The sequence below is a fragment of the Halobacterium noricense genome, assembly GCF_021233435.1.
GTDB classification, from domain to species: Archaea; Halobacteriota; Halobacteria; order Halobacteriales; family Halobacteriaceae; genus Halobacterium; species Halobacterium noricense.
In genome coordinates, this window is the sequence record NZ_CP089468.1 from 2251456 (window position 1) to 2271712 (window position 20257).

General features: G+C 65.4%; 24 protein-coding genes, 1 tRNA gene and 1 pseudogene. 18 read left to right on the top strand and 8 right to left on the bottom strand.

Translation table 11 applies throughout. The features are described from left to right. Positions 1-21: 21 nt before the first annotated feature. Positions 22-1365, top strand: a complete 1344-nt coding sequence (gene trkA, locus LT974_RS12000) for a Trk system potassium transporter TrkA (protein ID WP_232587879.1) — start codon at positions 22-24, stop codon at positions 1363-1365. Between the two features lie 19 nt (positions 1366-1384). Then, on the top strand, positions 1385-2953 hold the full coding sequence (locus LT974_RS12005) for a TrkH family potassium uptake protein (protein ID WP_232587880.1): 1569 nt from the start codon (positions 1385-1387) through the stop codon (positions 2951-2953). A 33-nt stretch (positions 2954-2986) separates the two neighbouring features. Here LT974_RS12005 and LT974_RS12010 read toward each other — a convergent pair whose 3' ends face one another. Beyond that, positions 2987-3397: a hypothetical protein gene (locus LT974_RS12010; RefSeq protein ID WP_232587881.1), complete on the bottom strand. Its 411-nt coding sequence runs from the start codon at positions 3395-3397 to the stop codon at positions 2987-2989. Between the two features lie 98 nt (positions 3398-3495). On the opposite strand from LT974_RS12010, the gene LT974_RS12015 reads away from it, so the two are divergent. The 5 genes from LT974_RS12015 to LT974_RS12035 all read left to right on the top strand — a co-directional run bounded on the left by LT974_RS12015 (position 3496) and on the right by LT974_RS12035 (position 6954). Continuing rightward, a complete protein-coding gene (locus LT974_RS12015; RefSeq protein ID WP_232587882.1) occupies positions 3496-4146 on the top strand; it encodes an adenylate kinase in 651 nt (216 codons plus the stop codon). A 99-nt stretch (positions 4147-4245) separates the two neighbouring features. Beyond that, positions 4246-5115: a DUF106 domain-containing protein gene (locus LT974_RS12020; protein ID WP_232587883.1), complete on the top strand. Its 870-nt coding sequence runs from the start codon at positions 4246-4248 to the stop codon at positions 5113-5115. Positions 5116-5356: 241 nt separating this feature from the next. Next, positions 5357-5935, top strand: a complete 579-nt coding sequence (gene cmk, locus LT974_RS12025) for a (d)CMP kinase (RefSeq protein WP_232587884.1) — start codon at positions 5357-5359, stop codon at positions 5933-5935. 2 nt (positions 5936-5937) lie between these two features. Further along, entirely contained in the window at positions 5938-6831 is an 894-nt protein-coding gene (locus tag LT974_RS12030) for an RNA-guided pseudouridylation complex pseudouridine synthase subunit Cbf5 (protein WP_232587885.1), read from the top strand. Positions 6832-6883: 52 nt separating this feature from the next. After that, positions 6884-6954: transfer RNA gene (locus tag LT974_RS12035), tRNA-Pro, on the top strand. 299 nt (positions 6955-7253) lie between these two features. On the opposite strand, the gene LT974_RS12040 is transcribed toward LT974_RS12035, so the two are convergent. Both LT974_RS12040 and LT974_RS12045 read right to left on the bottom strand, forming a co-directional pair. After that, positions 7254-8111, bottom strand: a complete 858-nt coding sequence (locus LT974_RS12040) for a hypothetical protein (RefSeq protein ID WP_232587886.1) — start codon at positions 8109-8111, stop codon at positions 7254-7256. A gap of 245 nt (positions 8112-8356) precedes the next feature. After that, positions 8357-9007, bottom strand: coding sequence for a hypothetical protein (locus LT974_RS12045; protein WP_232587887.1), 651 nt, complete (start codon positions 9005-9007; stop codon positions 8357-8359). A 347-nt stretch (positions 9008-9354) separates the two neighbouring features. Here LT974_RS12045 and LT974_RS12050 point away from each other — a divergent pair, with 347 nt between their 5' ends. After that, on the top strand, positions 9355-9555 hold the full coding sequence (locus LT974_RS12050) for a DUF7835 family putative zinc beta-ribbon protein (RefSeq protein ID WP_232587888.1): 201 nt from the start codon (positions 9355-9357) through the stop codon (positions 9553-9555). 99 nt (positions 9556-9654) lie between these two features. After that, positions 9655-10044: a hypothetical protein gene (locus LT974_RS12055; protein WP_232587889.1), complete on the top strand. Its 390-nt coding sequence runs from the start codon at positions 9655-9657 to the stop codon at positions 10042-10044. A 113-nt stretch (positions 10045-10157) separates the two neighbouring features. Here LT974_RS12055 and LT974_RS12060 read toward each other — a convergent pair whose 3' ends face one another. Next, positions 10158-10352 (bottom strand): cold-shock protein, encoded by a 195-nt coding sequence (locus LT974_RS12060; RefSeq protein ID WP_058983995.1) that lies wholly within the window; start codon positions 10350-10352, stop codon positions 10158-10160. A 185-nt stretch (positions 10353-10537) separates the two neighbouring features. Between LT974_RS12060 and LT974_RS12065 the strand changes: the two genes are divergently transcribed. Together LT974_RS12065 and LT974_RS12070 are read left to right on the top strand one after the other, a co-directional pair. Then, positions 10538-11227 (top strand): RAD55 family ATPase, encoded by a 690-nt coding sequence (locus LT974_RS12065; RefSeq protein ID WP_232587890.1) that lies wholly within the window; start codon positions 10538-10540, stop codon positions 11225-11227. Further along, positions 11227-11667 (top strand): hypothetical protein, encoded by a 441-nt coding sequence (locus LT974_RS12070; RefSeq protein WP_232587891.1) that lies wholly within the window; start codon positions 11227-11229, stop codon positions 11665-11667. Before LT974_RS12065 ends, LT974_RS12070 begins: the two co-directional genes overlap by 1 nt. Here the strand turns inward: LT974_RS12070 and ilvD are convergent, their stop codons facing one another. Further along, on the bottom strand, positions 11668-13428 hold the full coding sequence (gene ilvD, locus LT974_RS12075) for a dihydroxy-acid dehydratase (RefSeq protein ID WP_232587892.1): 1761 nt from the start codon (positions 13426-13428) through the stop codon (positions 11668-11670). Positions 13429-13566: 138 nt separating this feature from the next. On the opposite strand from ilvD, the gene LT974_RS12080 reads away from it, so the two are divergent. The 4 genes and pseudogenes from LT974_RS12080 (at position 13567) to LT974_RS12095 (ending at position 16025) form a co-directional block, all read left to right on the top strand. Then, entirely contained in the window at positions 13567-13842 is a 276-nt protein-coding gene (locus tag LT974_RS12080) for a ribbon-helix-helix domain-containing protein (RefSeq protein ID WP_232587893.1), read from the top strand. Beyond that, positions 13835-14098 (top strand): annotated as a pseudogene (locus LT974_RS17970) (type II toxin-antitoxin system RelE family toxin). The gene LT974_RS12080 and the pseudogene LT974_RS17970 overlap by 8 nt, the downstream one beginning before the upstream one ends. Before the next feature lie 76 nt (positions 14099-14174). Then, positions 14175-15161 (top strand): beta-ribofuranosylaminobenzene 5'-phosphate synthase family protein, encoded by a 987-nt coding sequence (locus LT974_RS12090; protein ID WP_232587894.1) that lies wholly within the window; start codon positions 14175-14177, stop codon positions 15159-15161. A 24-nt stretch (positions 15162-15185) separates the two neighbouring features. Continuing rightward, positions 15186-16025, top strand: coding sequence for an RAD55 family ATPase (locus tag LT974_RS12095; protein WP_232587895.1), 840 nt, complete (start codon positions 15186-15188; stop codon positions 16023-16025). 52 nt (positions 16026-16077) lie between these two features. On the opposite strand, the gene LT974_RS12100 is transcribed toward LT974_RS12095, so the two are convergent. Beyond that, on the bottom strand, positions 16078-17313 hold the full coding sequence (locus LT974_RS12100; protein WP_232587896.1) for an RNA-guided endonuclease InsQ/TnpB family protein: 1236 nt from the start codon (positions 17311-17313) through the stop codon (positions 16078-16080). A gap of 4 nt (positions 17314-17317) precedes the next feature. Next, complete coding sequence (locus LT974_RS12105; protein ID WP_232587897.1) at positions 17318-17467, bottom strand: DUF2080 family transposase-associated protein; 150 nt, start codon at positions 17465-17467, stop codon at positions 17318-17320. A gap of 165 nt (positions 17468-17632) precedes the next feature. Between LT974_RS12105 and LT974_RS12110 the strand changes: the two genes are divergently transcribed. From LT974_RS12110 to LT974_RS12120, 3 genes are read left to right on the top strand one after another with little or no spacing between them, the layout of a single operon-like run. Then, positions 17633-18625 (top strand): hypothetical protein, encoded by a 993-nt coding sequence (locus tag LT974_RS12110; protein ID WP_232587898.1) that lies wholly within the window; start codon positions 17633-17635, stop codon positions 18623-18625. Further along, positions 18618-19067, top strand: a complete 450-nt coding sequence (locus tag LT974_RS12115; protein WP_232587899.1) for a hypothetical protein — start codon at positions 18618-18620, stop codon at positions 19065-19067. The genes LT974_RS12110 and LT974_RS12115 overlap by 8 nt, the downstream gene beginning before the upstream one ends. Positions 19068-19075: 8 nt before the next feature. After that, positions 19076-19390, top strand: a complete 315-nt coding sequence (locus tag LT974_RS12120; RefSeq protein WP_232587900.1) for a transcription factor S — start codon at positions 19076-19078, stop codon at positions 19388-19390. On the opposite strand, the gene LT974_RS12125 is transcribed toward LT974_RS12120, so the two are convergent. Further along, positions 19391-20251 carry a ZIP family metal transporter gene (locus LT974_RS12125; protein ID WP_232587901.1) on the bottom strand — a complete coding sequence of 287 codons (861 nt, stop codon included), beginning with the start codon at positions 20249-20251 and terminating at the stop codon, positions 19391-19393. Positions 20252-20257 lie beyond the last annotated feature (6 nt).

Here is a 20257-nt window from a genome sequence, read left to right on the forward strand (position 1 = left end):
GTACGAAGGGGTGGCGAACTGATGCGCATCCTCGTCGTCGGCGCTGGCGAGGTCGGGTCGAGTATCGCCAGCAGCCTCTCTGACGCCCACGAAGTCGTGGTCGTGGACGTCGACCCGGAGCGCGTCGAATCGCTGACCTACTCCGAGGACGTGCTCGCGGTCACTGGGGACGGCACTGACCTCGACGTCCTCAGGGAAGCCGAGGTCGGGAAGGCCGACGTCGTCATCGCGAGCACGGACGACGACGAGACGAACCTCGCGACGTGCGCGACGGTTGGCACCATCAGTGACGCGTTCACCATCGCGCGCGTGGAGGACACGAACTACCTCGACACGTGGCGCGAACACCACGGCGCGTTCGGCGTGGATTTCATGGTGTGTACGGACCTGCTGGCGGCGGAAGCCATCGTCCGCGTCGTGGGCCTACCGACCGCGCGCGACGTCGACCCGTTCGCCGGCGGGTCGATTCAGATGGCGGAGTTCGAGGTGCCCGAGGACAGCCCGATAGCCGGGGAGACGGTCGCGGAAGCCGACCGCTTCGACGAACTGACGTTCGTCGCCGTCATCCCGGAGGGAGCCGACCACGCCAGCGTCCCGCGCGGAGATACCGTCATCGAGGGGAACGCCCGCGTGGTCGTCGTCGGGCGGCCGGCCAGCGTCCGCGAGTTCGCGCGCGTCATCGACCCCGCCAGCGTGGCCAGCAAGGTCGACGACGTCGTCATCGTCGGCGGGTCGACGACCGGCCAGCTCACTGCCGAGTCGCTCGTCGAGCGCGGCGTTTCGGTGCGCATCATCGAGTTCGACGAGGACCGCGCCCGCGAACTCGCGGAGTTGCTGCCGTCCGTGACGGTGTACTCCCACGACGCCACCGACCCCGAGTTCCTCTCCCGAGAGCACATCCAGGACGCGGACGTGGTCATCGCGACGGTCGGCAGCGACGAGCGCAGCCTGCTGGCGGCGCTGCTCGCGAAACGCGAGGGTGCCGAGCGCACCATCGCGGTCGTCGAGCAGGCGCGCTACGTCGACCTCTTCGAGACGGTTGGCGTGGACGTCGCGGTCAACCCCCGCCGGGTGACCGCCGAGGAGATTACGCGGTTCACCCGGGAGCGCCGCGCGGAGAACGTCGCCATCATCGAACCCGGCGGTGCCGAGGTCGTCGAGGTCGAAGTTGACGAGGACAGCGTACTCGCGGGTCGCTCCATCCAGAACGTGATGGCGGACCTGCCCGGTGGCGTGGTCGTCGGCGCCATCACGCGCGGCGGGGAGTACGTGACCCCGCGCGGGAGCACGGTCGTCGAAGCCGGCGACCACGTCGTCGCGTTCGTCCAGGCCGACGCCCTCGAAGCGGTAACGTCGAAACTATGACCGCGGGACGGCACGAACGATGAATCTGCGCGTCGACTGGCGGGCCAGCCTCGCGCTCGTCGGCACAGTGGTGAAGTGGCTGACGGTGCCGTTGCTGGCGCCGCTGGCGGTCGCGCTCTACTACGGCGACGGCGGGCTGGCGGCGTTCGTCGCGACCATCGTCGTCGCGTTCGCTGCGGGGACGGCGCTGGAGACTGTCGGCGACCCGACCGACCTCGGCGCCCGCGAGGGGTTCCTGATGGTTGCGGCGACGTGGCTCGCGGCGAGCATCGTCGGCGCGCTGCCGTACCTGTTCGCGGCCCACGGCGTCCCGGGCGTCGCGGCGGCGTCCGCACCCGGATCCACGCTCGGCAACCCCGTGAACGCGCTGTTCGAGACGATGAGCGGGTTCACCACCACGGGGGCGACGGTGATGGGCGACATCTCCTTCGACACCCACTCCCACGCCGTGTTGCTGTGGCGACAGCTCACCCAGTGGCTCGGCGGCATGGGTATCGTCGTGCTCGCGGTCGCCATCCTCCCCGAACTCTCCGTGGGTGGCGCGCAGTTGATGGACGCCGAAGCGCCCGGTCCGAGCATCGAGAAGCTCACGCCCCGCATCGCGGAGACCGCGCGGGCGCTGTGGCTGGCGTACGCCGGCATCACCCTCCTCGAAATCGTGTTGCTGTACGGCCTCCACCGCACCGGCTACGCGCCCAACATGGGGCTGTACAACGCCGTCGCGCACGGTTTCACGACGATGGCGACCGGCGGGTTCAGCCCGGAGGCGCGCTCCATCGAGGCGTTCTCCGGCGTCGTCCAGTGGGTCATCGTGCCGTTCATGTTCGCGGCGGGGACGAACTTCGCGCTCATCTGGCAGGCGCTGACCGGCGACACGGAGGCGCTGTTCGGCGACTCGGAGTTCCGCTTCTACCTCGGCGTCGTCGGCACCGTCACCGCGCTGCTGGCCGGCCTCCTGTTCACGGGACCGGTGCTCGGCGTCCGGGACGCCGTCGGCCCCGTCGCCGGCAACCTCGAAGCGTCGCTGCGCCACGCCGCCTTCCAGGCCACGTCCATCGTCACCACCACCGGGTACGCGAGCATGGACTTCGCGGAGTGGGGCAACGCCAGCCAGTACGTGCTGTTCGTCGCCATCTTCCTCGGCGGGAGCGCGGGCAGCACGGGCGGCGCAGTGAAGATGGTGCGCTGGCTGGTCATCCTCAAGAGCCTCAAACGCGAACTGTTCGTGACCATCCACCCCGAAGCCGTCAAACCCGTCCGGCTGGGGGGGCGCGCGCTCGACGAGAAGGCGGTTCGGGGCATCTACGCGTTCACCGCGGTGTACTTCGCACTGTTCGTCGCCGGCACCGTCTTCGTCGCCATCGACGTCACGCGCATCGAACAGTCGCTGACCGCGCTGGAAGTGATGAGTTCGGTCGCGGCGACCCTCGGGAACGTCGGTCCCGGGTTCGGGCTCGTCGGCCCGATGGGGTTCTACGAGTTCCTCCCCGAGACGACGAAACTCGCGATGGTCGTGCTGATGTGGATTGGGCGGCTCGAAGTGCTGCCCGTGCTCGTGTTGCTGACGCGGGCGTACTGGAAGTCCTGACGGCCCCTATTGGGGCCGCCCCCGGCGTGGCGCTCAGAGTTCGACGGCCCACAGTCGGAAGTCCGCGGGGAGGTCGTAGACGGTCTGGAAGACGGCGTCGACGAACTGGCCGACGCGGTCGTCGTCGGCGCGCGCCTCGATGCGGACGTTCGTTCCGGGGTCCTCCTCGGCGGTGTCCGCGGCGACGGTCTCGCGCTCGGCGATAGTGAACGCGCCGAAGCGGGAGACGACCGTCGCCAGCCGGTCGAGTTCCTCGTCGGTGCAGTCGAGGTTGAGCGTGCCGTCGGCGAACTGCACCCACGGCGGCAAAAGCTCGGGGTCGCCGCTGCGGTCCTCGTCGGCTTCCAGCGTGCAGAACGCGCTGTCGCGCTCGCGGTGGGCGGCGATGGCGTCCGCGACGAGTTCGATGCGGCCGGCGTCCGTGTCGGCGTCGAATCTGGTCATAGGTGGGGTTGGCGGCCCGCCCACAAAGCAGGTCGGGTGTGCGCGCCAGTTCGGCCGGAAACAACACCTCCTTAATCGAGGCCCGGAAACGGGACGATATGAGTAACCCGCGAATCCTGATTCTGGGCGCTCCGGGCGCCGGCAAGGGCACACAGAGCCGCCGACTCACTGAGGAGTTCGGCGTCGAGCACGTCACCACCGGGGACGCGCTCCGCGAGAACAAAGGGATGGACATCAGCCACCTCGACCTGGAGTACGACACGCCCGGCGAGTACATGGACGCCGGCGAACTCGTTCCCGACGAGGTCGTCAACGAAATCGTCAAGACCGCGCTGGAGGACGCCGACGGCTTCGTCCTCGACGGTTACCCCCGTAACGAGAGCCAGACGGAGTACCTCGACTCCATCACGGACCTCGACGTCGTGCTCTATCTCGACGTCGACGAGGACGAACTCGTGCGCCGGCTGACCGGCCGCCGCGTCTGCGAGGACTGCGGCGCGACCTACCACGTCGACTTCAACCCGCCCGAGGAGGAGGGCGTCTGCGACGAGTGCGGCGGCGACCTCTACCAGCGCGAGGACGACACCGAGGAGACCGCGCGCGAGCGCATCGAAGTCTACGAGGAGAACACCGCGCCCGTCGTCGAGTACTTCCGCGACCAGGGCGTGCTCGAAGAAATCGACGGCGAGCAGTCCCCGAACGAAGTCTGGGAGGACGTCAAAGCCGCCGTCGAAGCGCACGCGAACTGACGGACGGACCGCCGACAGCGATTTTCTCGCCGACCGGCGCTCGTCAGTAGCGGGTTCCGTAAGAGGTTCAAGCGGCCACCGCAAAGAACAGCCAAGAAGATGTCTCGAACCGCGGAGAAAGTCCGCTCGCTGGTCCGCGAGGACCCCGAACTGGCCGACGTGCTCGAAGACCTCCTCGACCACGAGGGTGAGATTCGCTGGCGGGACGTCAAAGGCGACGTCTCCAGCGGCCAGTGGGGACGCCTACTGGAGAAAGACGTTCTCGTGGAGTCCGGCGAGGGCTTCGAGTTCGCGGACCCAGACGGCGTCCGCGAGGGACTCGAACCCGAGGAGGAACTCGACGAGAGCCCGGAATCCTCGTCGTGGTCGAAGTGGGACAAACTCGCGGCGGTCGGGTCGTTCGCCGCGATTCTCGGTTACAACTTCCAGCCGATTCAGAACACCATCGGCGGAGCCGTCGAAGTCGTGCTCGGGCCGCTGGACGCGATGCTCCCGTTCTACGTCGTCGTGATGGCGCTGGCCGTCCTCACGGGCCTGTACTCCACGCTCCTGCAGGCGAACCTGACGGACATGAGCAAGATGTCCAAGTATCAGGAGCGCGCCCAGCAGCTCCAGGACAAGATGTCCGAGGCCAAGGAGCGCGGCGACGAAGCCGAAATCGAGCGCCTCCGCGAGGAGCAGATGGAAGCGTTCGGCGACCAGGCCGGCATGCTCAAAGAGCAGTTCCGCCCGATGGCGTGGATTATGCTCCTGACCATCCCGGCGTTCCTCTGGATGTACTGGAAGCTCGGCACCGGCCAAGTCACCGGCGAGGAAGTCCAGATGGTCCTCCCGCTGATGGGCGAGGTCAACTTCAACACGGGCCGCGCGCTCGTGTTCCCCGTCTGGATTATCTGGTACATGGTCTGCTCGTTCAGCTTCTCGAACGTCATCCGGAAGGCGCTGAACATCCAGACGACGCCCACATAGACGCACTTTTTGCGCTGCGTGGGGCGCGCTCCGCGCCCCCACTCGGCAAAAACTTGCGGAAAAAGCACTCTTCGCTCCCGTCGCGCCCTTCGGGCGCGGTGGTCGCTCGTCGGCCCGCGAGCCGAAGGCTCGCGGTGAATCGCGCGGCGAAGCCGCGCGAATGCCCTGTTTTCTGCGCGAAACCGCCACACGCCGGGTTCAGGTTCAAAACCTCTTTGTCCGCGCCGCCCCCAGCACGGATATGTTAGTCACGATCTCCGGCCCGCCGGGGAGCGGGAAGAGCACGGTGGCGTCCGCGCTCGCCGACCATCTCGACTACGACCACATCTCCGGTGGCGACATCTTCCGTGAGCTCGCCGACGACCGCGGGCTCACCCTCGAAGAGTTCAACGAACTCGCCGAGGAGGACCCCCAAATAGACAAGGACCTCGACCGACAGCTCCGCGAGACCGCGCGCGAGCGCGACGAAGTCGTGCTCGAATCCCGGCTCTCGGGCTGGATGGCCGGCGAGTACGCCGACATCAAGATCTGGCTGGACGCGCCGCTGAGCGTGCGCGCGCGCCGCATCGCCGAGCGCGAGGAGAAGACACCCGCAACTGCGCGCGCCGAGACCGAGAAGCGCGAGGACTCCGAGAGCGCGCGGTACGCCGACTACTACGGCATCGACTTCGACGACCTCACTATCTACGACCTCTCGGTGAACACCGCGCGGTGGGGGCCGGACGCCGTCACGGACATCGTCCTGTACGCCGTGGACAACTACGAGCCGTCCAACGACGAGGGGCCCGCGCCAATCGAGAACGTCAACTACGAGTTCTGACGATGCTACGAGACGCCCCCGCGGACCGCGACCCGGACGACGTCTTCGAATTCGGCGTCGTCAACCTCGACAAGCCGCCGGGGCCGTCGGCCCACCAGGTGTCGGCGTGGATTCGGGACATGGTCGGCGTCGAGAAGGCCGCGCACGCGGGCACGCTCGACCCGAAGGTCACGGGCTGTCTGCCCGTCCTGACGGGTGCGGCGACCCGGCTCGCGCCCGCGCTACTCGAAGGCCCCAAGGAGTACGTCGCCGTGCTGGAACTGCATGCAGAGCCGCCCGCGAACCTCCACAGCGTAATCGAGGAGTTCGAGGGGCCGACCTACCAGAAGCCGCCGCGGAAGTCCGCAGTCGCGCGCCGCCTGCGCGTGCGCGAGATTCACGACCTCGACGTGCTCGAAGTGAAAGAGCGGCAGGCGCTGTTGCGCATCCGCTGTGAGTCCGGGACGTACATCCGGAAGCTCTGCCACGACCTCGGGCGCGCGCTCGGCACCGGCGCGCACATGGGCGACCTCCGCCGCGCCGCCACCACGCCGTTCGACGACACCACGCTGTCGACGCTGCACGACCTCTCGGACGCGCTCGCGTGGCTGCGCGACGAGGACGACACCAGCCCGCCGAGCGGCGACCCCGAAGCCGCGCTCCGGGACGTGCTCGTGCCCGCCGAACGCGCGCTCGAACACATCCCGTCGGTGACCATCGCGCCCTCCGCCGCCGAGCAGGTCGCCGAAGGCGCGCCGGTCTACGCGCCCGGCGTCATCAGTGCGGAGGACGCCGAGCGGAACCAGTTCGTCGCGTGCTACACGCCCAACGGCGCTGCGGTCTGCCTCGGTCGCTTCGTCGGCGACCCCGACGCCGACGCCGGCACCGTGGTCGAACTCGAACGCGTGCTCGTGTAACGCGATTCCGAAACGAAGGCCTTAATGCCGGACGCCGCTTCGGTCGATACGTGGGACCGTGGGGTAGCGGTATCCTCGGCGGATGGGGTCCGTCGGACCTGAGTTCGAATCTCGGCGGTCCCACTTCACTTTCGCCCGGAATCCAATTCCGGGCCTACTGACTCAACGTTCTAGAGGCGTCTCTGTGTTCAGTTCGGCTCGCGGGGCTGGTGGTTCTTCACGTTCCCTCTGCTCGTTGTGTGGTTACGAGTTCGGCTGTGGCGAGTCTTGTCATGGTCGTATCGACTGCCCCTCCTCGGAGAACCTCACGGGGCGTTCAGTTCCCCGTTCGAAGTAGTAAGTACACCACTCCAATACACTCCTCACACTCCAACACAGCCGAAAGAGACGTTTCTCCCGCCGCTAATCTTGCTTTCGGCTCGCTATTCGGTTAGTATGGCCAAAGTAGAGTTCCTCTCCATCTCTCCACGAACCACCCCATCTTCATAGTCGACGTTCTGGAACTTGACATTCTTCGGGTTTTCAACCCCCTTCCCTATCGTAGGGAACTCGTTAATTGCTGTTCTTGGTACATACTCCAATATTTGTCCAAAGGGTATATCCCGATATGTATTTCCAAGAACATCCTTGTACTCGACTACGACAATCCACGTTATGGGGTCGCCCGGGTTAACCCCCGGGAGGTCAAACCTCTGAAAGCTCCTATGTGTCTCCCCCGTCGGTAGATATTGGAAATGCGATCCACCGACGAAGAAATCACCTTCCTGTGAGTTTAATGAATCAGATGGCTGTTCCAACCCCTTACTTAGGCGTCTAGCAGAATCGGACAAATCAGCTCGTCTCGCCATCTCTCTGACTTTCTCTATCCTCTCCTCAACTGGAGTCTGTATTTGAATTTCAGTATCTATGACAATCTCGGCTCTAATATTGAGCGCTCTTCCTTGACCGTAATTGTATGCTTCAAACTTGGGCGCTTCGTGCGAAAATCCATCCTGTTCCCCGAAGACTTCCTGCACTTCAGTTACGACGATTTCGCGCTTACCATAGGATAACATCGGCATATAATCGGCCTCCATAATCCTTTCTTGACGCTCCAGAACTTCTTTCTGCTGCCTATAAAGCAACACTAACAGGGCTGATAGAATGACGGAGAAGGACCCGCTTAACGCGGATATGGCTTGATTCCCGAAGAGCCAGCCACCGATAGCAAAGATTGAGACTAACCCTATCGTTGCGATCAACAGCCAAAATAGTCGTGAATCAAATTCGTCTTCGGGCATATCTTTGTGTTATCGGATTGCCTGAAATAGATGGCTGACATTAGTGCGTCTTTCCAATCGATAGGCTGTAGCGATTCCAAAAACCAACGAACTATTCTCCTGCGACCCCAGCTCGCAGGGTTGCGCGTCGAGAGAATCGTTTCCCCAAATTTGCACGCGAATCCACGAAGATCGTGTGTATATGTTTCGACGGTCGTCCTAATATAACCCCGAACTTGCCGAAGTCCTGGGTTCGTCGAGAAGAATTAATTGTTTGACGGGTCGATTGTCGCCCAATAGATAATCGGTACGGAAATCACCACGAAGAGAAGGAGTCCGGATGCGAAAATAACGACATTAACCTGCGCTCCGAGCAGGTCAACCTTCTCGGTTAGCGATTGCATGATGGCATTAACTATCAGTGTAAGTGGAATTGCGGGCGTAGTGAACTGCAAAACGGTGAATAGCAGGATGCCGACAGGAGAAATCCCTCCCGCAAATGTGTTTATTAGAGAGTTAATGGGCTTCGACTGCGCGATTAGTGAATCATGAGCTAACGCGAAAGAGATAGCTATGAGAACTAAGCTGTATGTGAGTGAGCTTAGCATATTCTGATAAACCCAGTAGACAAAGAACGCGATAAAAATCCCAAAGAACAGGCTATTAACGGGTTTTTGTGACTTGGTTAGCGACTTACCAAAGTAGTGCCCCGTTGACGATCCGATAAAAAGGGAAGCAAGCACCGCGGAATAGTTTTTCAGTAGACTCGCAGAAGCGGCCTCTGACTGGATATACTGGGCGCTGGCAATTAGCGCTCCGACTAGGGTAATCCCAGCAATTACTGATTGCCAGTGAAAGATTGACGCCATCCGTCTCAACAAACTATCCCCTGTCGAATTCCCCGAGCTGTCCGACATTCTAACAGACTCATCTCAACTATAGAGTATAAGATTACTCCTAGAGAACCACAGTCCCTCGGGTTCTGATTAACTGTGGCAGCATTTTCTATATTACTGCACCAATACTCACCTTCGCTTGCTCCGTTCCTTGATGCGTTCCACCGGCGTACCACCGAACCGTAGGACGATTCACTGCTTAATGATGCCTGTGTGCGAGCACCTGGACACTCCAACCGCGAACCCGGTACGCCGTGAAGAAATACACACCTCCCTGCTACTGTAGATTCTCGTAGTACTCTTGACCACCCTAACTATTTAGGCCCAGTTGGAATGCGTGACGCGACAGTATTCGTGTGATACCGACGATGGCGAGCGAGGCACCACACAGCGCCGGTCGGACGGAGTCGTGCGAGAACTGTCGCGGGAAGACGCCACATAGCGTCACGATAGACCTCCGCGTGGAGAGCACGCCGGAGGCGGACGCGGCGTTCGCTCGCCAGCCGTATCGCGTGTCGGCGTGCCGCGAGTGCGGAACGGAGTCCGTTCGGGCGATGGACGAGGACTGAGGCACCACTCACTGGGCGTGTGAGCGGGTTCTGGTGGAAGATTCAGCGTTCTGACGCGTAGCACGTGGTATGATATGACCTGGCGTGGTAGCGCGGAGTATGCCCGTGACGTTCCGGGTGGTGTTGCGCTCGACGGAGACCCAGCCGTCCCAGCAGACCCAGGAGAGCGTGCTGCCGGCGATGTCCCAGCAGTTCGGGCAGCGGGTCTCGATTAGCGCGGCCGACCTCGCGCCCGACGACCGGCTGGGGGCGGCGACCATCGGTACGGTCGACACCGACGCGGCGGCGGCGCTCCGGGACGTCTACGAGTACGTGGAGCCCCACCGGCTGGTGAAGGTCGGTGCGATTCGGACGAACGACGACAGCCGCGTCGCCGTGCGGAAAGCCCACGAGGTCGACCGGGAGGCCGTCGAGCGCCACGAGCGCGCGACCGTGCTCGGGGAGGTGCACGGCGACCTCCTCGTGCGCGTTCGTCGCGGCGACGAGTGAGTCCTCACGAGCCGGTGGCTACGCGAGTGTCAGACTGTCCCGCGACGAACGCGCCGCTGTTCGGCGTCGGTCACAAAAATCGGAAAGTGTAGTTCTACGAAGGAACGCCGGGATTACAGCCGGGTGAGGTTCGTCGCGCGCGGGCCCTTGTCGGCCTGCTCGATGTCGAACTCGACTTCCTGTCCTTCTTCGAGGTCCGGGCCGCCGACGTCCTCCATGTGGAAGAAAACGTCCTCGTCCGCGTCCTCAGATTCGATGAAACCGTAACCGCCCGTGTCGTTGAAGAAATCAACCGTACCGGTTGCCATTGCAACTACAGGTAGGCCGGATGCACGGATAACCTTTCCGAGACCGGTCGTGGCACGGGTGGCTGTGCCATGGACCGATTTGCGGGCCGGCCAGCGGAGCCGGGAACCGACGGAGGGCTGCGTGAAGAACGTGAAAAGGCGTCGAACACGGGAGGATTTAAGCGTGGCCCACGTGAGGACCACCGATGAGACTCTCGACCGGCGTCGCCGGGCTCGACAGCCTCCTCGACGGCGGGCTCCCGGCGCGCCGCCTGTACACGCTGAGCGGGCCGCCGGGCAGCGGGAAGACCACGCTCGCCGCCCAGTACGTCACGGAGGGCGTGAAGAACGGCGAGGACGTGCTGTACGTGACGATGCACGAGACGCGCAACGAACTCGTCGACGACATGGCGAACTACGAGTTCGGCTTCTCGCGGGCGGCCAACGCCGAGAACTTCGAGTTCCTGAACCTCACGCGGGAGCGCTCGCGGCGCTCGCTCACCCAGTACGGTCGCGAGTCCGGGCTCTCCTCGCGGCTCGCGTCGATGATTCGCCAGGAGGACTACGACCGCGTCGTCGTCGACTCCACGATGCTGCTGGCGCACTTCGCCGACGACGCCGACGCGGAGGTCACGCACTTCGCCACCGGGCTCAAGCAGACCGACGCCACCGTCCTGCTCGTCTCGGAGATGACCGACCCGACGGCGTACGCCGAGGAGCACTACCTCGCCCACGGCGTCATCTTCCTCCACAACTTCCTGGAGGGCGGCGGGATGACCCGCGGCGTCCAGCTGGTGAAGATGCGCGGCACGAACATCGACTGCGACATCCGGGACATCTCCTTTACGGGGTCGGGGCTGCAGGTCGACCCCGGCCGGAAGGTCCGCCCCGAGTGATGTACGACGAATCCTTCTCCCGCGACTGGGACGGCGAGGAACTGGACCGCGAGGAAGCCGTCTGGCGGGCGTACGCGCTGGGCGTCGCCGCGGCGCTGGGCGACCGGAACCCACAGGAGTACCGCCAGCTCGTCGCCGCGGCGGGCCGGTCGCTCGTGGAGATGGCCTACGACGAGGGGAAGAGTTCGGCGGCGGATCTGGACAGCCAACTGGCCTCGGGGGAGAGCGACGTCGACCCCTCGGAGTTCCCGTCCCGCGAGCGCGCGGTCTGGTCGAAGCTAATCACGTACAAGGGAGAGGAGGGCGGCGACGTCGAGACGAGTAGCGAGGGCGGCGACCGCATGGACCTTCCGGAGCTACTGGACCGAATCGACATCGACACGCTCCCCAGAAAAGACCTCGACCGGCTGCGACTCCCGGAGTTTCTCTCGCGAAAGTAGTTACTCGCGCTTCGCCGCGGGGTTGGTGACGGCGCCGTGAGCGGCGGAGCCGAACTGGGCGCCGTACTTCCGGAGCACGCCGGAGTCGTAGCGCGGCTCCGGCTCCGCCCAGTCCTCGCGCCGAGCCGCCATCTCGTCGTCGTCGACCGCCACGGAGAGTTCGCGGTTCGGCACGTCGACGGTCACCTCGTCGCCGTCCTCCACGAGCGCGATGGGGCCGCCAGACGCGGCTTCGGGCGCGACGTGGCCGACCATCGGCCCGCGGGTCGCCCCGGAGAAGCGGCCGTCGGTGAGCAGCGCCACGTCGTCCTCGTGGCCCTGGCCGACGACGGCGGCGGTGACGCCGAGCATCTCGCGCATCCCGGGCCCGCCGCGCGGCCCCTCGTTCCGGATGACGATGACGTCGCCGGATTCGATGTGGCCCTCCTGGACGTACGCCATCGCGTCCTCCTCGGACTCGAAGACGCGGGCGGGACCCGTGTGCTGGGTCTCGTCCTTCCCGGTGACCTTGAGGACCGCGCCGTCGGGCGCGAGGTTCCCCGTGAGCACCGTGATTGCGCCCGTCTCGTGGAACGGGTCGTCGACGGGCTTGAGGAAGTCGACGTCCTCCTCGACGCTGCCTGCTCGCGGCTCGTCGCCGCTCGCTGATTCCGACGTGGGTTGCACGTCGCCGTCCACGCCGAGGTGGTCGAGTTCCTCTTCGATGGTGCGCCCGGTGACGGTGAGCGCGTCGCCGTGGATGAGGCCCGCGTCGAGCAGGCGCTTGAGGACGACGGGGACGCCGCCGACCTCGTGGAGGTCGTTCATCACGCGCGAGCCGCCGGGCTGGAGGTTCGCAACCTTGGGCGTGCGGTCGCTGATGGTGTTGAAGTCCTCGATGTCGAGGTCGACGCCCGCTTCCGCGGCGAGCGCGAGCAGGTGGAGAACGGCGTTCGTGGAGCCGCCGAGCGCGACCTGAATCGCGATGGCGTTCTCGAAGCTCTCCCGCGTGAGGATGTCGGAGGGACGGCGGTCCTCGCGGACGCACTCCGCGGCGAGTTCGCCGGCGCGCTCGGCGACGTCGTAGCGCTCGTCGCTCTCCGCGGGCGGGCTAGCCGAGCCCAGCGGTGCGAGGCCGAGCGCCTCCGAGATGGAGGCCATCGTGTTCGCGGTGAACATCCCGCCGCAGGCACCCGCGCCGGGGCAGGCGTGGCGCTCCATCTCCTCGAGTTCGTCCTCGCTCATGTCGCCCGAGGCGACCGCGCCGACGCCCTCGAAGACGTTCTGCACCGTAATCTCGCGGCCGTCGTGCTCGCCGGGCATGATGGAGCCGCCGTAGAGGAACACCGACGGGACGTCGGTGCGAATCGCGGCCATCATCATCCCGGGGAGGTTCTTGTCGCAGCCCGCGACGGTCACCAAGGCGTCCATGCGCTCGCCGAACGCCACGAGTTCCACGGAGTCCGCGATGACCTCGCGGGAGATGAGCGACGCGCGCATCCCCTCGGTCCCCATCGAGATGGCGTCCGAGATGGTGATGGTGCCGAACTCGATGGGCATACCGTCGCCGCCTTCGACGCCGTCGACCGCGGAGTCGGCGACGTCGTCGAGGTGAACGTTACACGGCGTGATGTCGGCTGCGGGGTTCGCAACGCCGACCATCGGCGAGGAGAAGTCGGCGTCGTCGTAGCCCATCGCGCGGAACATCGCGCGGTGGGGCGCGCGCTCGACGCCTTCGGTGACGTCGGCGCTCGGGAGGTCTGTGTCCTTCTGCTTGCTCATACCTAGTGGGTAGCCCGTCCGTGGGTTAAAGTCCGCCGACTGGACAGATGTTGCCGGTGGTCTGCGGCAAGGCGATGATGTTCGTCGATGGAGCCACACCGGCGAAGGTTTTTCTGTGATACAGGTGTACTACAGGGTATGAGTGCGGACACGGAATCCGGCGACGACCGGATGCAGAAAATCAACGTGCGAGTGCCCGAAGCGCTCGTGGAGAGAATCGACGAAGAGTTCGAGCAGCGCGGCTACTCCAGTCGGTCGGAGGCCATCCGCGACGCGCTCCGGGACTGGGTGGACCCGAACGTGACTATCTCCGAGGAGTTCCTCGACGACCTCGCGGAGAGTCGCGAGCAGGCAGAACGTGGTGAGACGGTGTCGGCGGAAGAGGCGCGCGAACGGCTCGACCTCGATGACTGACGTCGAATACACCGAGCAGGCGCTCGAGCATCTACAGAACCTCGACCCGCAGGTGGCCGACCGCGTGATGAACAAGGTCGATGAAGCGACCGAGTAGACCGAGAAACGCCTCGGCCCGCTCCCCGGATTTCCCTACTACAAGCTCCGTGCCGGCGACTACCGAGCGATAATCAGATGGGACCGCGAAAACGACGTCCTCCGCGTCGAAGCAGTCGGCCATCGACGGAACGTCTACGACAGACACCTGCCGCCCTGACTACCGCCGCGCTCGGGTACCGGGAAGGTTTGCCAGCGGCAGAACCACCAACATCGCCGGTCACGAACCAACTGCTATGCCAACCCGGGTCGAGAGCGGCGGCCGGCTCCACTTCGGCTTCCTGAACCTCTCGCTGTCCCACGACCGGCTCTACGGCAGCCTCGGCGTCGCGCTCGATCAGCCGCGGGTGGTCGTCGAAGCCGAGCGCGCGGACGGAGTTCGATGCGACCACGAGCGAGCGCGCGAGCACGTCGAGCGCGCCTGCGAGGTGCTCGGCGTGCCGGGCGCCGACCTCACCATCCGCGAGGAACTGCCGCCGCACGTGGGGCTCGGCTCCGGAACACAACTCGCGCTGGCGGTGCTCGAAGCGGTCGCGCGAGCCCATGGCGACGAGGTCGACGTCCGCGACCTCGCGCCGGAGTTGGGACGGGGTGGGCGGAGCGGCGTCGGCGTCGGGACGTTCGGGGGCGGTGGGTTCGTGCTCGACGCCGGCCACCCGACCTGGCTGTTCACGACGGAAGCACCCGCACGCGGCGAGTGGACAGTCCCGCCGGTCGCGGCCCGTCACCGGATTCCCGACGACTGGCGGTTCCTGCTCGTGCTGCCGGACACCGAACCCGGCAAAGCCGGCAGCGAGGAGGATGTGAGCATGCGGTCGGCCGTGGAGGCCGCCGACCCCGGGCTCGCAGACCGCATCTCCGGTGTGGTGACGCGGCGCGTGCTTCCAGCGCTGGCAAGCGAGGACGTGGCGGCGTTCGGCGCGGCGGTCGCGGAGGTCGGGCGGCTGAACGGCGCGTGGTACGCCGACGAGCAGGGCGGCGTCTACCGGCCGCCCGTCGGCGGCATCGTCGACGCGCTCTCCGGGAACCCCGCAGTCTCGGGCGTCGGACAGTCGTCGTGGGGACCAGCGGTGTACGGCGTCACGGACGCGGCTCGCGCCGACGCCGCGCTGGCGGCCGGCCATAATGCGCTGGACGCGGCTGGCGTCGACGGCGACGTGCGCGTGGTCGCGCCCCGCAACGAGGGCGCGCGCGTCACAGAGACGGGGCAGGGAAAAGCGTAAACGCCGCCCGCGCGACTCGCACGTATGGCGACGATTCCGTTCGGCATCTCGCGGCTGGACGGCCGCATCGGGGGTGGCGCACCCGAGGGGAGTGTCGTGTTGCTGTCGGGGGAGGCGAGCGCTGGCGCTCGCGAGTTCGTCTACACGAGCGCCGTCCTCAACGGCCTCCAGGCCGCCGACCCGGAGCTCTTCGAGTTACACTACGGCGACCTCCACGGCTCGGCGGTGCCGCCCGAGGACATCCACTACGTCTCCTTCACGGCCGACGAGGCCGAACTCCGCCGGGAGATTTCGTTCACGATGGACGAGGAAATCGTCGACGCGGGCCTCGACGCGGTGACCTTCGCGGACTTCTCGCCGGAGTACTTCCAGTTGAGCCCCGTCCCCCGGGAGTGGTACGCGAGCGAACACCGTTCGATTACGGACCTCGGGCAGAGTGACAGCGACCGCCGGGACGTCCTCGAAGCGTTCGCGGACTACCTCGACGAGCACGCCAGCGGCAGCCTCGTGGTCGTGGACTCGCTGACCGACCTCATCGGCGCGCGCAAGCGGGACATGGCGTTCAGCGACGTCGTGATGACGCTGAAGGGGCTGCGGAAGGCCGCGCGCGGCTGGGACGGCCTGCTCCTGTTGCACTTGACGCGGGACGCGGTCACCGAGGAGGAGTTCGGGAGCCTGATGACGTCCGTGGACGGCACCGTGCAGTTCCGGTGGGAGAGCGGCGGGAACGAGCGCGTGCGCACGATGTTCGTCCGGGAGTTCCGGGGCGTGCTCGGGCGCTTGGAGGCAGAGGACATCGTGCAGTTCGAGACCGAGATTCACGACGCGGGCTTCGACGTCACGGACGTCCGGAAGATTCGGTAACGCGGGCGAACGAGTGAACTACCCCACCTTATTCACTCACCGCTTGCGCGGTTCACTCCTTGACGGTGGGGCTTCCTGTTTCAACGACGCACTTTGCATCCACGACGGTGGACGACCCACCAGTCGTGGACGTAGGGAGTGCAGTCTCCGCAGGCGTCACTTCGGCGTGTCCCAAACCTAACTCCGAAAGACCGCGTTGTAGCACGTTGTACGCGGCGTTCTCGTCACGGTCAGTCTCGAACCCGCACGTCGGGCAGGAATGCTCGCGCACCCACACCTCCTTCTCCACCTTGACGCCACACTCGGCGCACTCCTGTGTCGTCCCTTCAGGTTCGACTTTCACGAAGTGCGTGCCATCTCGTTCGTACTTGTATTCGAGGAAGTCCATGAACGTCCGCCACGACGCCGACGCTCGGTTTCGACTGTTCGACGAGAGTTGCATCATCCCGTGAACATCGAGGTCTTCGACGGCTACAAGGTCGTACTCCCGAGCGTAGTAGTTTGAGAGTTTGTGCAGGAAGTCGCGGCGCTTCCGTACGATGCGAGCGTAGATGCGGGCCACGCGACGACGTTGGTCGTGCCAGTTCTGCGAGCCTTCCTGTTTGCAGCTCAACGCTCGTTGCTCGCGTTCGAGACGCTCGTACTCAGCGTCGAGGGCGAGACTGCCGACCATCGTGCTGTCGGTGTCGTGGGCGTACTTGATGATGCCCACGTCGATGCCAACCATATCCTCGCGGGAAATCTCATCCAGAGCGGGTTTTTCGGGTGAGCCGTCTTCGGTTTCGATGCCGAAGACCGCGTACCACTCACCCGTTTTCTCTTGCTTGACCGTGACCTGTTTCACTCGGGCGTCGTCGGGGATGTCGCGGTGGAGGTGTATCGGCATCTCACCAATCTTGGAAAGAGAAATGACGGCCTGGTCACTCGTGTTCTTGAGTTCGAAACCAGACTGGTTGTAGGTGAGGCTCCGATATTCGCGCGGTGGTTTCCACTTGAGCATCCCGACCTTGTGCCCGTTGTCTTTCTTGTCTTTGAGGCGGTCGAGGTTGTCACTGACACGGCGGGCGACCATCTGCAACACTTTCGAGTACACGTCGTTCAACTCGTCCCACCAGTCTTTCAGGTCGGGCAGCATGTTCTGCATCGCCGTGTAGGAGAGGTACTCGTCGGTGTTGCGGAGTTCGTACAGAAAGTGGTTGTAGAGTTGCCTACAGGTATCGATGTGTCGTTCTAACTCGGCTTCGACAGCCTCGCTCGGCTCGATTCGATACCTGTAGTTGTAGTTCATCGTGTTACTCGTCTTGGTCGTCGGGGTCGGTGACGCGGATGACCTTCACGTCTGCGCCGCGCCAGTCTTTGGGAACGGTGACGTGGGCACTCCCGCCGAACTCCTTCGCCTCACGGTCGATGATTTCTTCGCCGTCCAGTTCGAATGTGCCCATACACGAATATATATTCAGTATATATTTAGTCTTTTCGTTGGATGGGGTCCGCTGTGACGGCTGTATCCCCGCCCTACTGTGCTACACGACCTACAGCCTGCGTTGCTCCTTGAGATGGGGACTTACCTGTAAGAGTTAAGACAGCAGAGTGCCAATTCGGGGTGAATGGCCGACAGATCGTCGGAGGCAGTCGAGACGACACTGGAAGGCCCCGTGGCGTCGTGGCTGTCGGAGCGCGCCGACGGCCTCGGCGTGCCCACCGAGGTGTTTCTCGAACGAGTTCTGGCGGCGTACCGCGAGGCCGACGAGCAGACAGACGTGGTCACCAGCGACGACCTCGACGACCGCTTGGCTTCCGTCGAGGACGACCTGCGCGCGGACGTCGAGGCCGTGGACAGCGAGTTCGACGAGAAGATTCAGGACGTCCGCGAGCGCGTCATCCAGGTCAAGCGCGACGCCGACGCGAAGGCACCGAAAGACCACGACCACCCCGCCCTCTCCTCGAAGGCGGAGGAGGCGGTGAACGCCGCACGGGACGCCCAGGCCGAGGTCGCGGAGGTCTCCGAAGCGGCGCGGCGGCTCCGCGGGCGCGTGGACGCGGGCTTCGACAACTTCGAGGAGGTGCTGACGTACCTCCGCGACGAGACCCAGGCCCTCGACCGGAAGACGACGACGCTGGCGACGGCGGTCGTGTCGATGCGCGATTCGGTGGCGTCGCTGGCGGCCGCGGAGGCGCGCCGGGAGCGCGCCGAGCGGCTCAAGCGGGAGGCGAACGTCGCGGGCGTCCGCGAGGCCGAGTGCGGGGAGTGCGGCGAGCAAGTCTCGGTTGCGCTGTTGACGACCCCGGAGTGTCCGTTCTGCGCGGCGACCATCGAGGAAGTGAAGGCGAACCCGGGCTGGTTCGGCGCGCACGTCCTCGTGACGGGGTCGGCGCCCGCACTGCCGACCGACGAGAGCGTGCTCGACGACGAGTCGTGGCTCGGCACGGACGGCGAGACGCTGGAAGCGATGGCTTCCGGCGACGACGGCGAAGCGGACGACGGACCGAAGGTCGTCGACCCGGAGCCGGTCGATGACGACGAACTTGCGGACACCTTCGAGGTTTTCGAGAGTGCCGGTGTTCCGAACGACGAAGCCGAGGGTGGACGCGATGAGTGACGGCGACAACGAGCACGACGAGGAGCACGAGCCGCTGGCGGACCTCCGCGAGGACGTCGAACGGAGCCGCGAAGCCGAAACTGACGACGAATTCGAGGAGCTGTTCACGGACGTCGACGTCGACAACGTCGACGAGGAGGCGGTCTGGGCGGAGCTCTCGGAGTCCGCCGACGAGCCGGTCGCGGACGCGGTGGGCGTCGCGGAGGCGTCGGGCGTCGAAGCCGAAACCGCCGAAGAGGTCGACCGGGACGTGCGCGTCGTCGAGAAGCGACTCTGTCAGGGCTGCGAGCACTTCTCGGACCCGCCGGAGACGGCGTGCACGCACGAGGGGACGACCATCGAGGCGGAGGTGGACACCGACCACTTCCGCGTCGTGAACTGTCCGGTGGTCGCGGCCCGCGAGGAGAACGAGGCGAGTGATTTTTCCGGAGACGAGCCCTAGCTCGGGACATGCAGTTCTGCGACGAGTGCGGGTCGATGATGCACAAGCAGGACGACGAACGGGTGTGTTCCGGGTGTGGGCACACCGAGCCCGCCGGCGACAGCGGCGAGTTCGTCACGACCGCCGCTCAGGACACCAGCGACGTCATCGAGACGAGCGAGGAGGCCAACTTCGAGGGGAAACCCACGGCCGAGGAAATCTGCCCGGATTGTGGCCACGACGAGGCGTGGTACACCATCAAGCAGACCGGTGCCGCCGACGAGCCGCCGACGCGCTTCTTCAAGTGCAAGGAGTGCGGGAGCCGGTGGCGCGAGTACGCCTGATTACTGCAGCAGCAGCCACGCGGTTGCGACCGCGATGCCGCCGAGCGCAGTGGACGCGACGGCGTGGACGCGGAGCCGGTCGAGGACGCCGTGGTCGTGGTCGTCGAGGCCGCGGGTGGCGGCGGCGTGGACTTCGCTGCCGGTCTCGCACTCGGGGAGGAAGTCCATCGCGACGTGGAGGAAGATGCCGGCGGCGAACCCGAAGATGACGGCGCGGACGGTGGCGTCCGTCGGGAACGAGAGGATGGTGACCGCGAGCGCGGCGATGCCGACGCCGGCCGACGGGAGCAGCAGCATCATCGGGGAGCGGCCCTGCGCGGTGAGCCGGCGCGCGGCGGCGTAGCCCGCGGGGCCTTTGTGGGAGACGATGGCGAGCCCGAGCAGCGGGCCGAGGTCGGGCATCGCGGTGTAGACGATGCCGATGATGGAGCCGGCGGTCAGCGAGTGCGCGGCGAGTTCCGCCGAGGTTCGGTCCAGCGGGAGGTCACGGTGCGTGACGAGGTGGCCGACGGTGTGCGCGCCGAAGCCGACGAGGATGCCCGCGGCGATGCCGAAGCCGCCGGACTTGGGCGCGTAGCCGATGGCCTGCGGGACGAGAAACGCGGCGGAGCTGGCGACCATCGCGCCGCTGGCGAGGCCGTACCCCCAGACGAGGCCTGTTGGGTGTTCGGTGCTGGCGCGCGCGCCGATTGCGGCGGCGCCGGCCATCGCGGCGAACGCGACCCACGCGATGCCGAGGAGTTTCCGCGCCTCGCCCGTGCTGAAGACGTAGGCGGACAGCGCGAGGAACGCGACGAGACTGACGGCACCGAGGCGCGAGGTGCGCGCCCGGACCGTCGCGACGGACTGCGTGACAGACATTCAGTT

Bases quoted from the DNA above. Each gene is read 5' to 3' on its own strand.
- LT974_RS12125 (WP_232587901.1), bottom strand. From the start codon at position 20,251: ATGTCTGTCACGCAGTCCGTCGCGACGGTCCGGGCGCGCACCTCGCGC.
- LT974_RS12095 (WP_232587895.1), top strand. From the start codon at position 15,186: ATGGCGACGATTCCGTTCGGCATCTCGCGGCTGGACGGCCGCATCGGG.
- ilvD (WP_232587892.1), bottom strand. From the start codon at position 13,428: ATGAGCAAGCAGAAGGACACAGACCTCCCGAGCGCCGACGTCACCGAA.
- LT974_RS12040 (WP_232587886.1), bottom strand. From the start codon at position 8,111: ATGCCCGAAGACGAATTTGATTCACGACTATTTTGGCTGTTGATCGCA.
- LT974_RS12080 (WP_232587893.1), top strand. From the start codon at position 13,567: ATGAGTGCGGACACGGAATCCGGCGACGACCGGATGCAGAAAATCAAC.
- LT974_RS12090 (WP_232587894.1), top strand. From the start codon at position 14,175: ATGCCAACCCGGGTCGAGAGCGGCGGCCGGCTCCACTTCGGCTTCCTG.
- LT974_RS12060 (WP_058983995.1), bottom strand. From the start codon at position 10,352: ATGGCAACCGGTACGGTTGATTTCTTCAACGACACGGGCGGTTACGGT.
- LT974_RS12010 (WP_232587881.1), bottom strand. From the start codon at position 3,397: ATGACCAGATTCGACGCCGACACGGACGCCGGCCGCATCGAACTCGTC.
- LT974_RS12065 (WP_232587890.1), top strand. From the start codon at position 10,538: ATGAGACTCTCGACCGGCGTCGCCGGGCTCGACAGCCTCCTCGACGGC.
- trkA (WP_232587879.1), top strand. From the start codon at position 22: ATGCGCATCCTCGTCGTCGGCGCTGGCGAGGTCGGGTCGAGTATCGCC.
- LT974_RS12030 (WP_232587885.1), top strand. From the start codon at position 5,938: ATGCTACGAGACGCCCCCGCGGACCGCGACCCGGACGACGTCTTCGAA.
- cmk (WP_232587884.1), top strand. From the start codon at position 5,357: ATGTTAGTCACGATCTCCGGCCCGCCGGGGAGCGGGAAGAGCACGGTG.
- LT974_RS12055 (WP_232587889.1), top strand. From the start codon at position 9,655: ATGCCCGTGACGTTCCGGGTGGTGTTGCGCTCGACGGAGACCCAGCCG.
- LT974_RS12005 (WP_232587880.1), top strand. From the start codon at position 1,385: ATGAATCTGCGCGTCGACTGGCGGGCCAGCCTCGCGCTCGTCGGCACA.
- LT974_RS12070 (WP_232587891.1), top strand. From the start codon at position 11,227: ATGTACGACGAATCCTTCTCCCGCGACTGGGACGGCGAGGAACTGGAC.
- LT974_RS12020 (WP_232587883.1), top strand. From the start codon at position 4,246: ATGTCTCGAACCGCGGAGAAAGTCCGCTCGCTGGTCCGCGAGGACCCC.
- LT974_RS12115 (WP_232587899.1), top strand. From the start codon at position 18,618: ATGAGTGACGGCGACAACGAGCACGACGAGGAGCACGAGCCGCTGGCG.
- LT974_RS12100 (WP_232587896.1), bottom strand. From the start codon at position 17,313: ATGAACTACAACTACAGGTATCGAATCGAGCCGAGCGAGGCTGTCGAA.
- LT974_RS12105 (WP_232587897.1), bottom strand. From the start codon at position 17,467: ATGGGCACATTCGAACTGGACGGCGAAGAAATCATCGACCGTGAGGCG.
- LT974_RS12045 (WP_232587887.1), bottom strand. From the start codon at position 9,007: ATGTCGGACAGCTCGGGGAATTCGACAGGGGATAGTTTGTTGAGACGG.
- LT974_RS12120 (WP_232587900.1), top strand. From the start codon at position 19,076: ATGCAGTTCTGCGACGAGTGCGGGTCGATGATGCACAAGCAGGACGAC.
- LT974_RS12015 (WP_232587882.1), top strand. From the start codon at position 3,496: ATGAGTAACCCGCGAATCCTGATTCTGGGCGCTCCGGGCGCCGGCAAG.
- LT974_RS12050 (WP_232587888.1), top strand. From the start codon at position 9,355: ATGGCGAGCGAGGCACCACACAGCGCCGGTCGGACGGAGTCGTGCGAG.
- LT974_RS12110 (WP_232587898.1), top strand. From the start codon at position 17,633: ATGGCCGACAGATCGTCGGAGGCAGTCGAGACGACACTGGAAGGCCCC.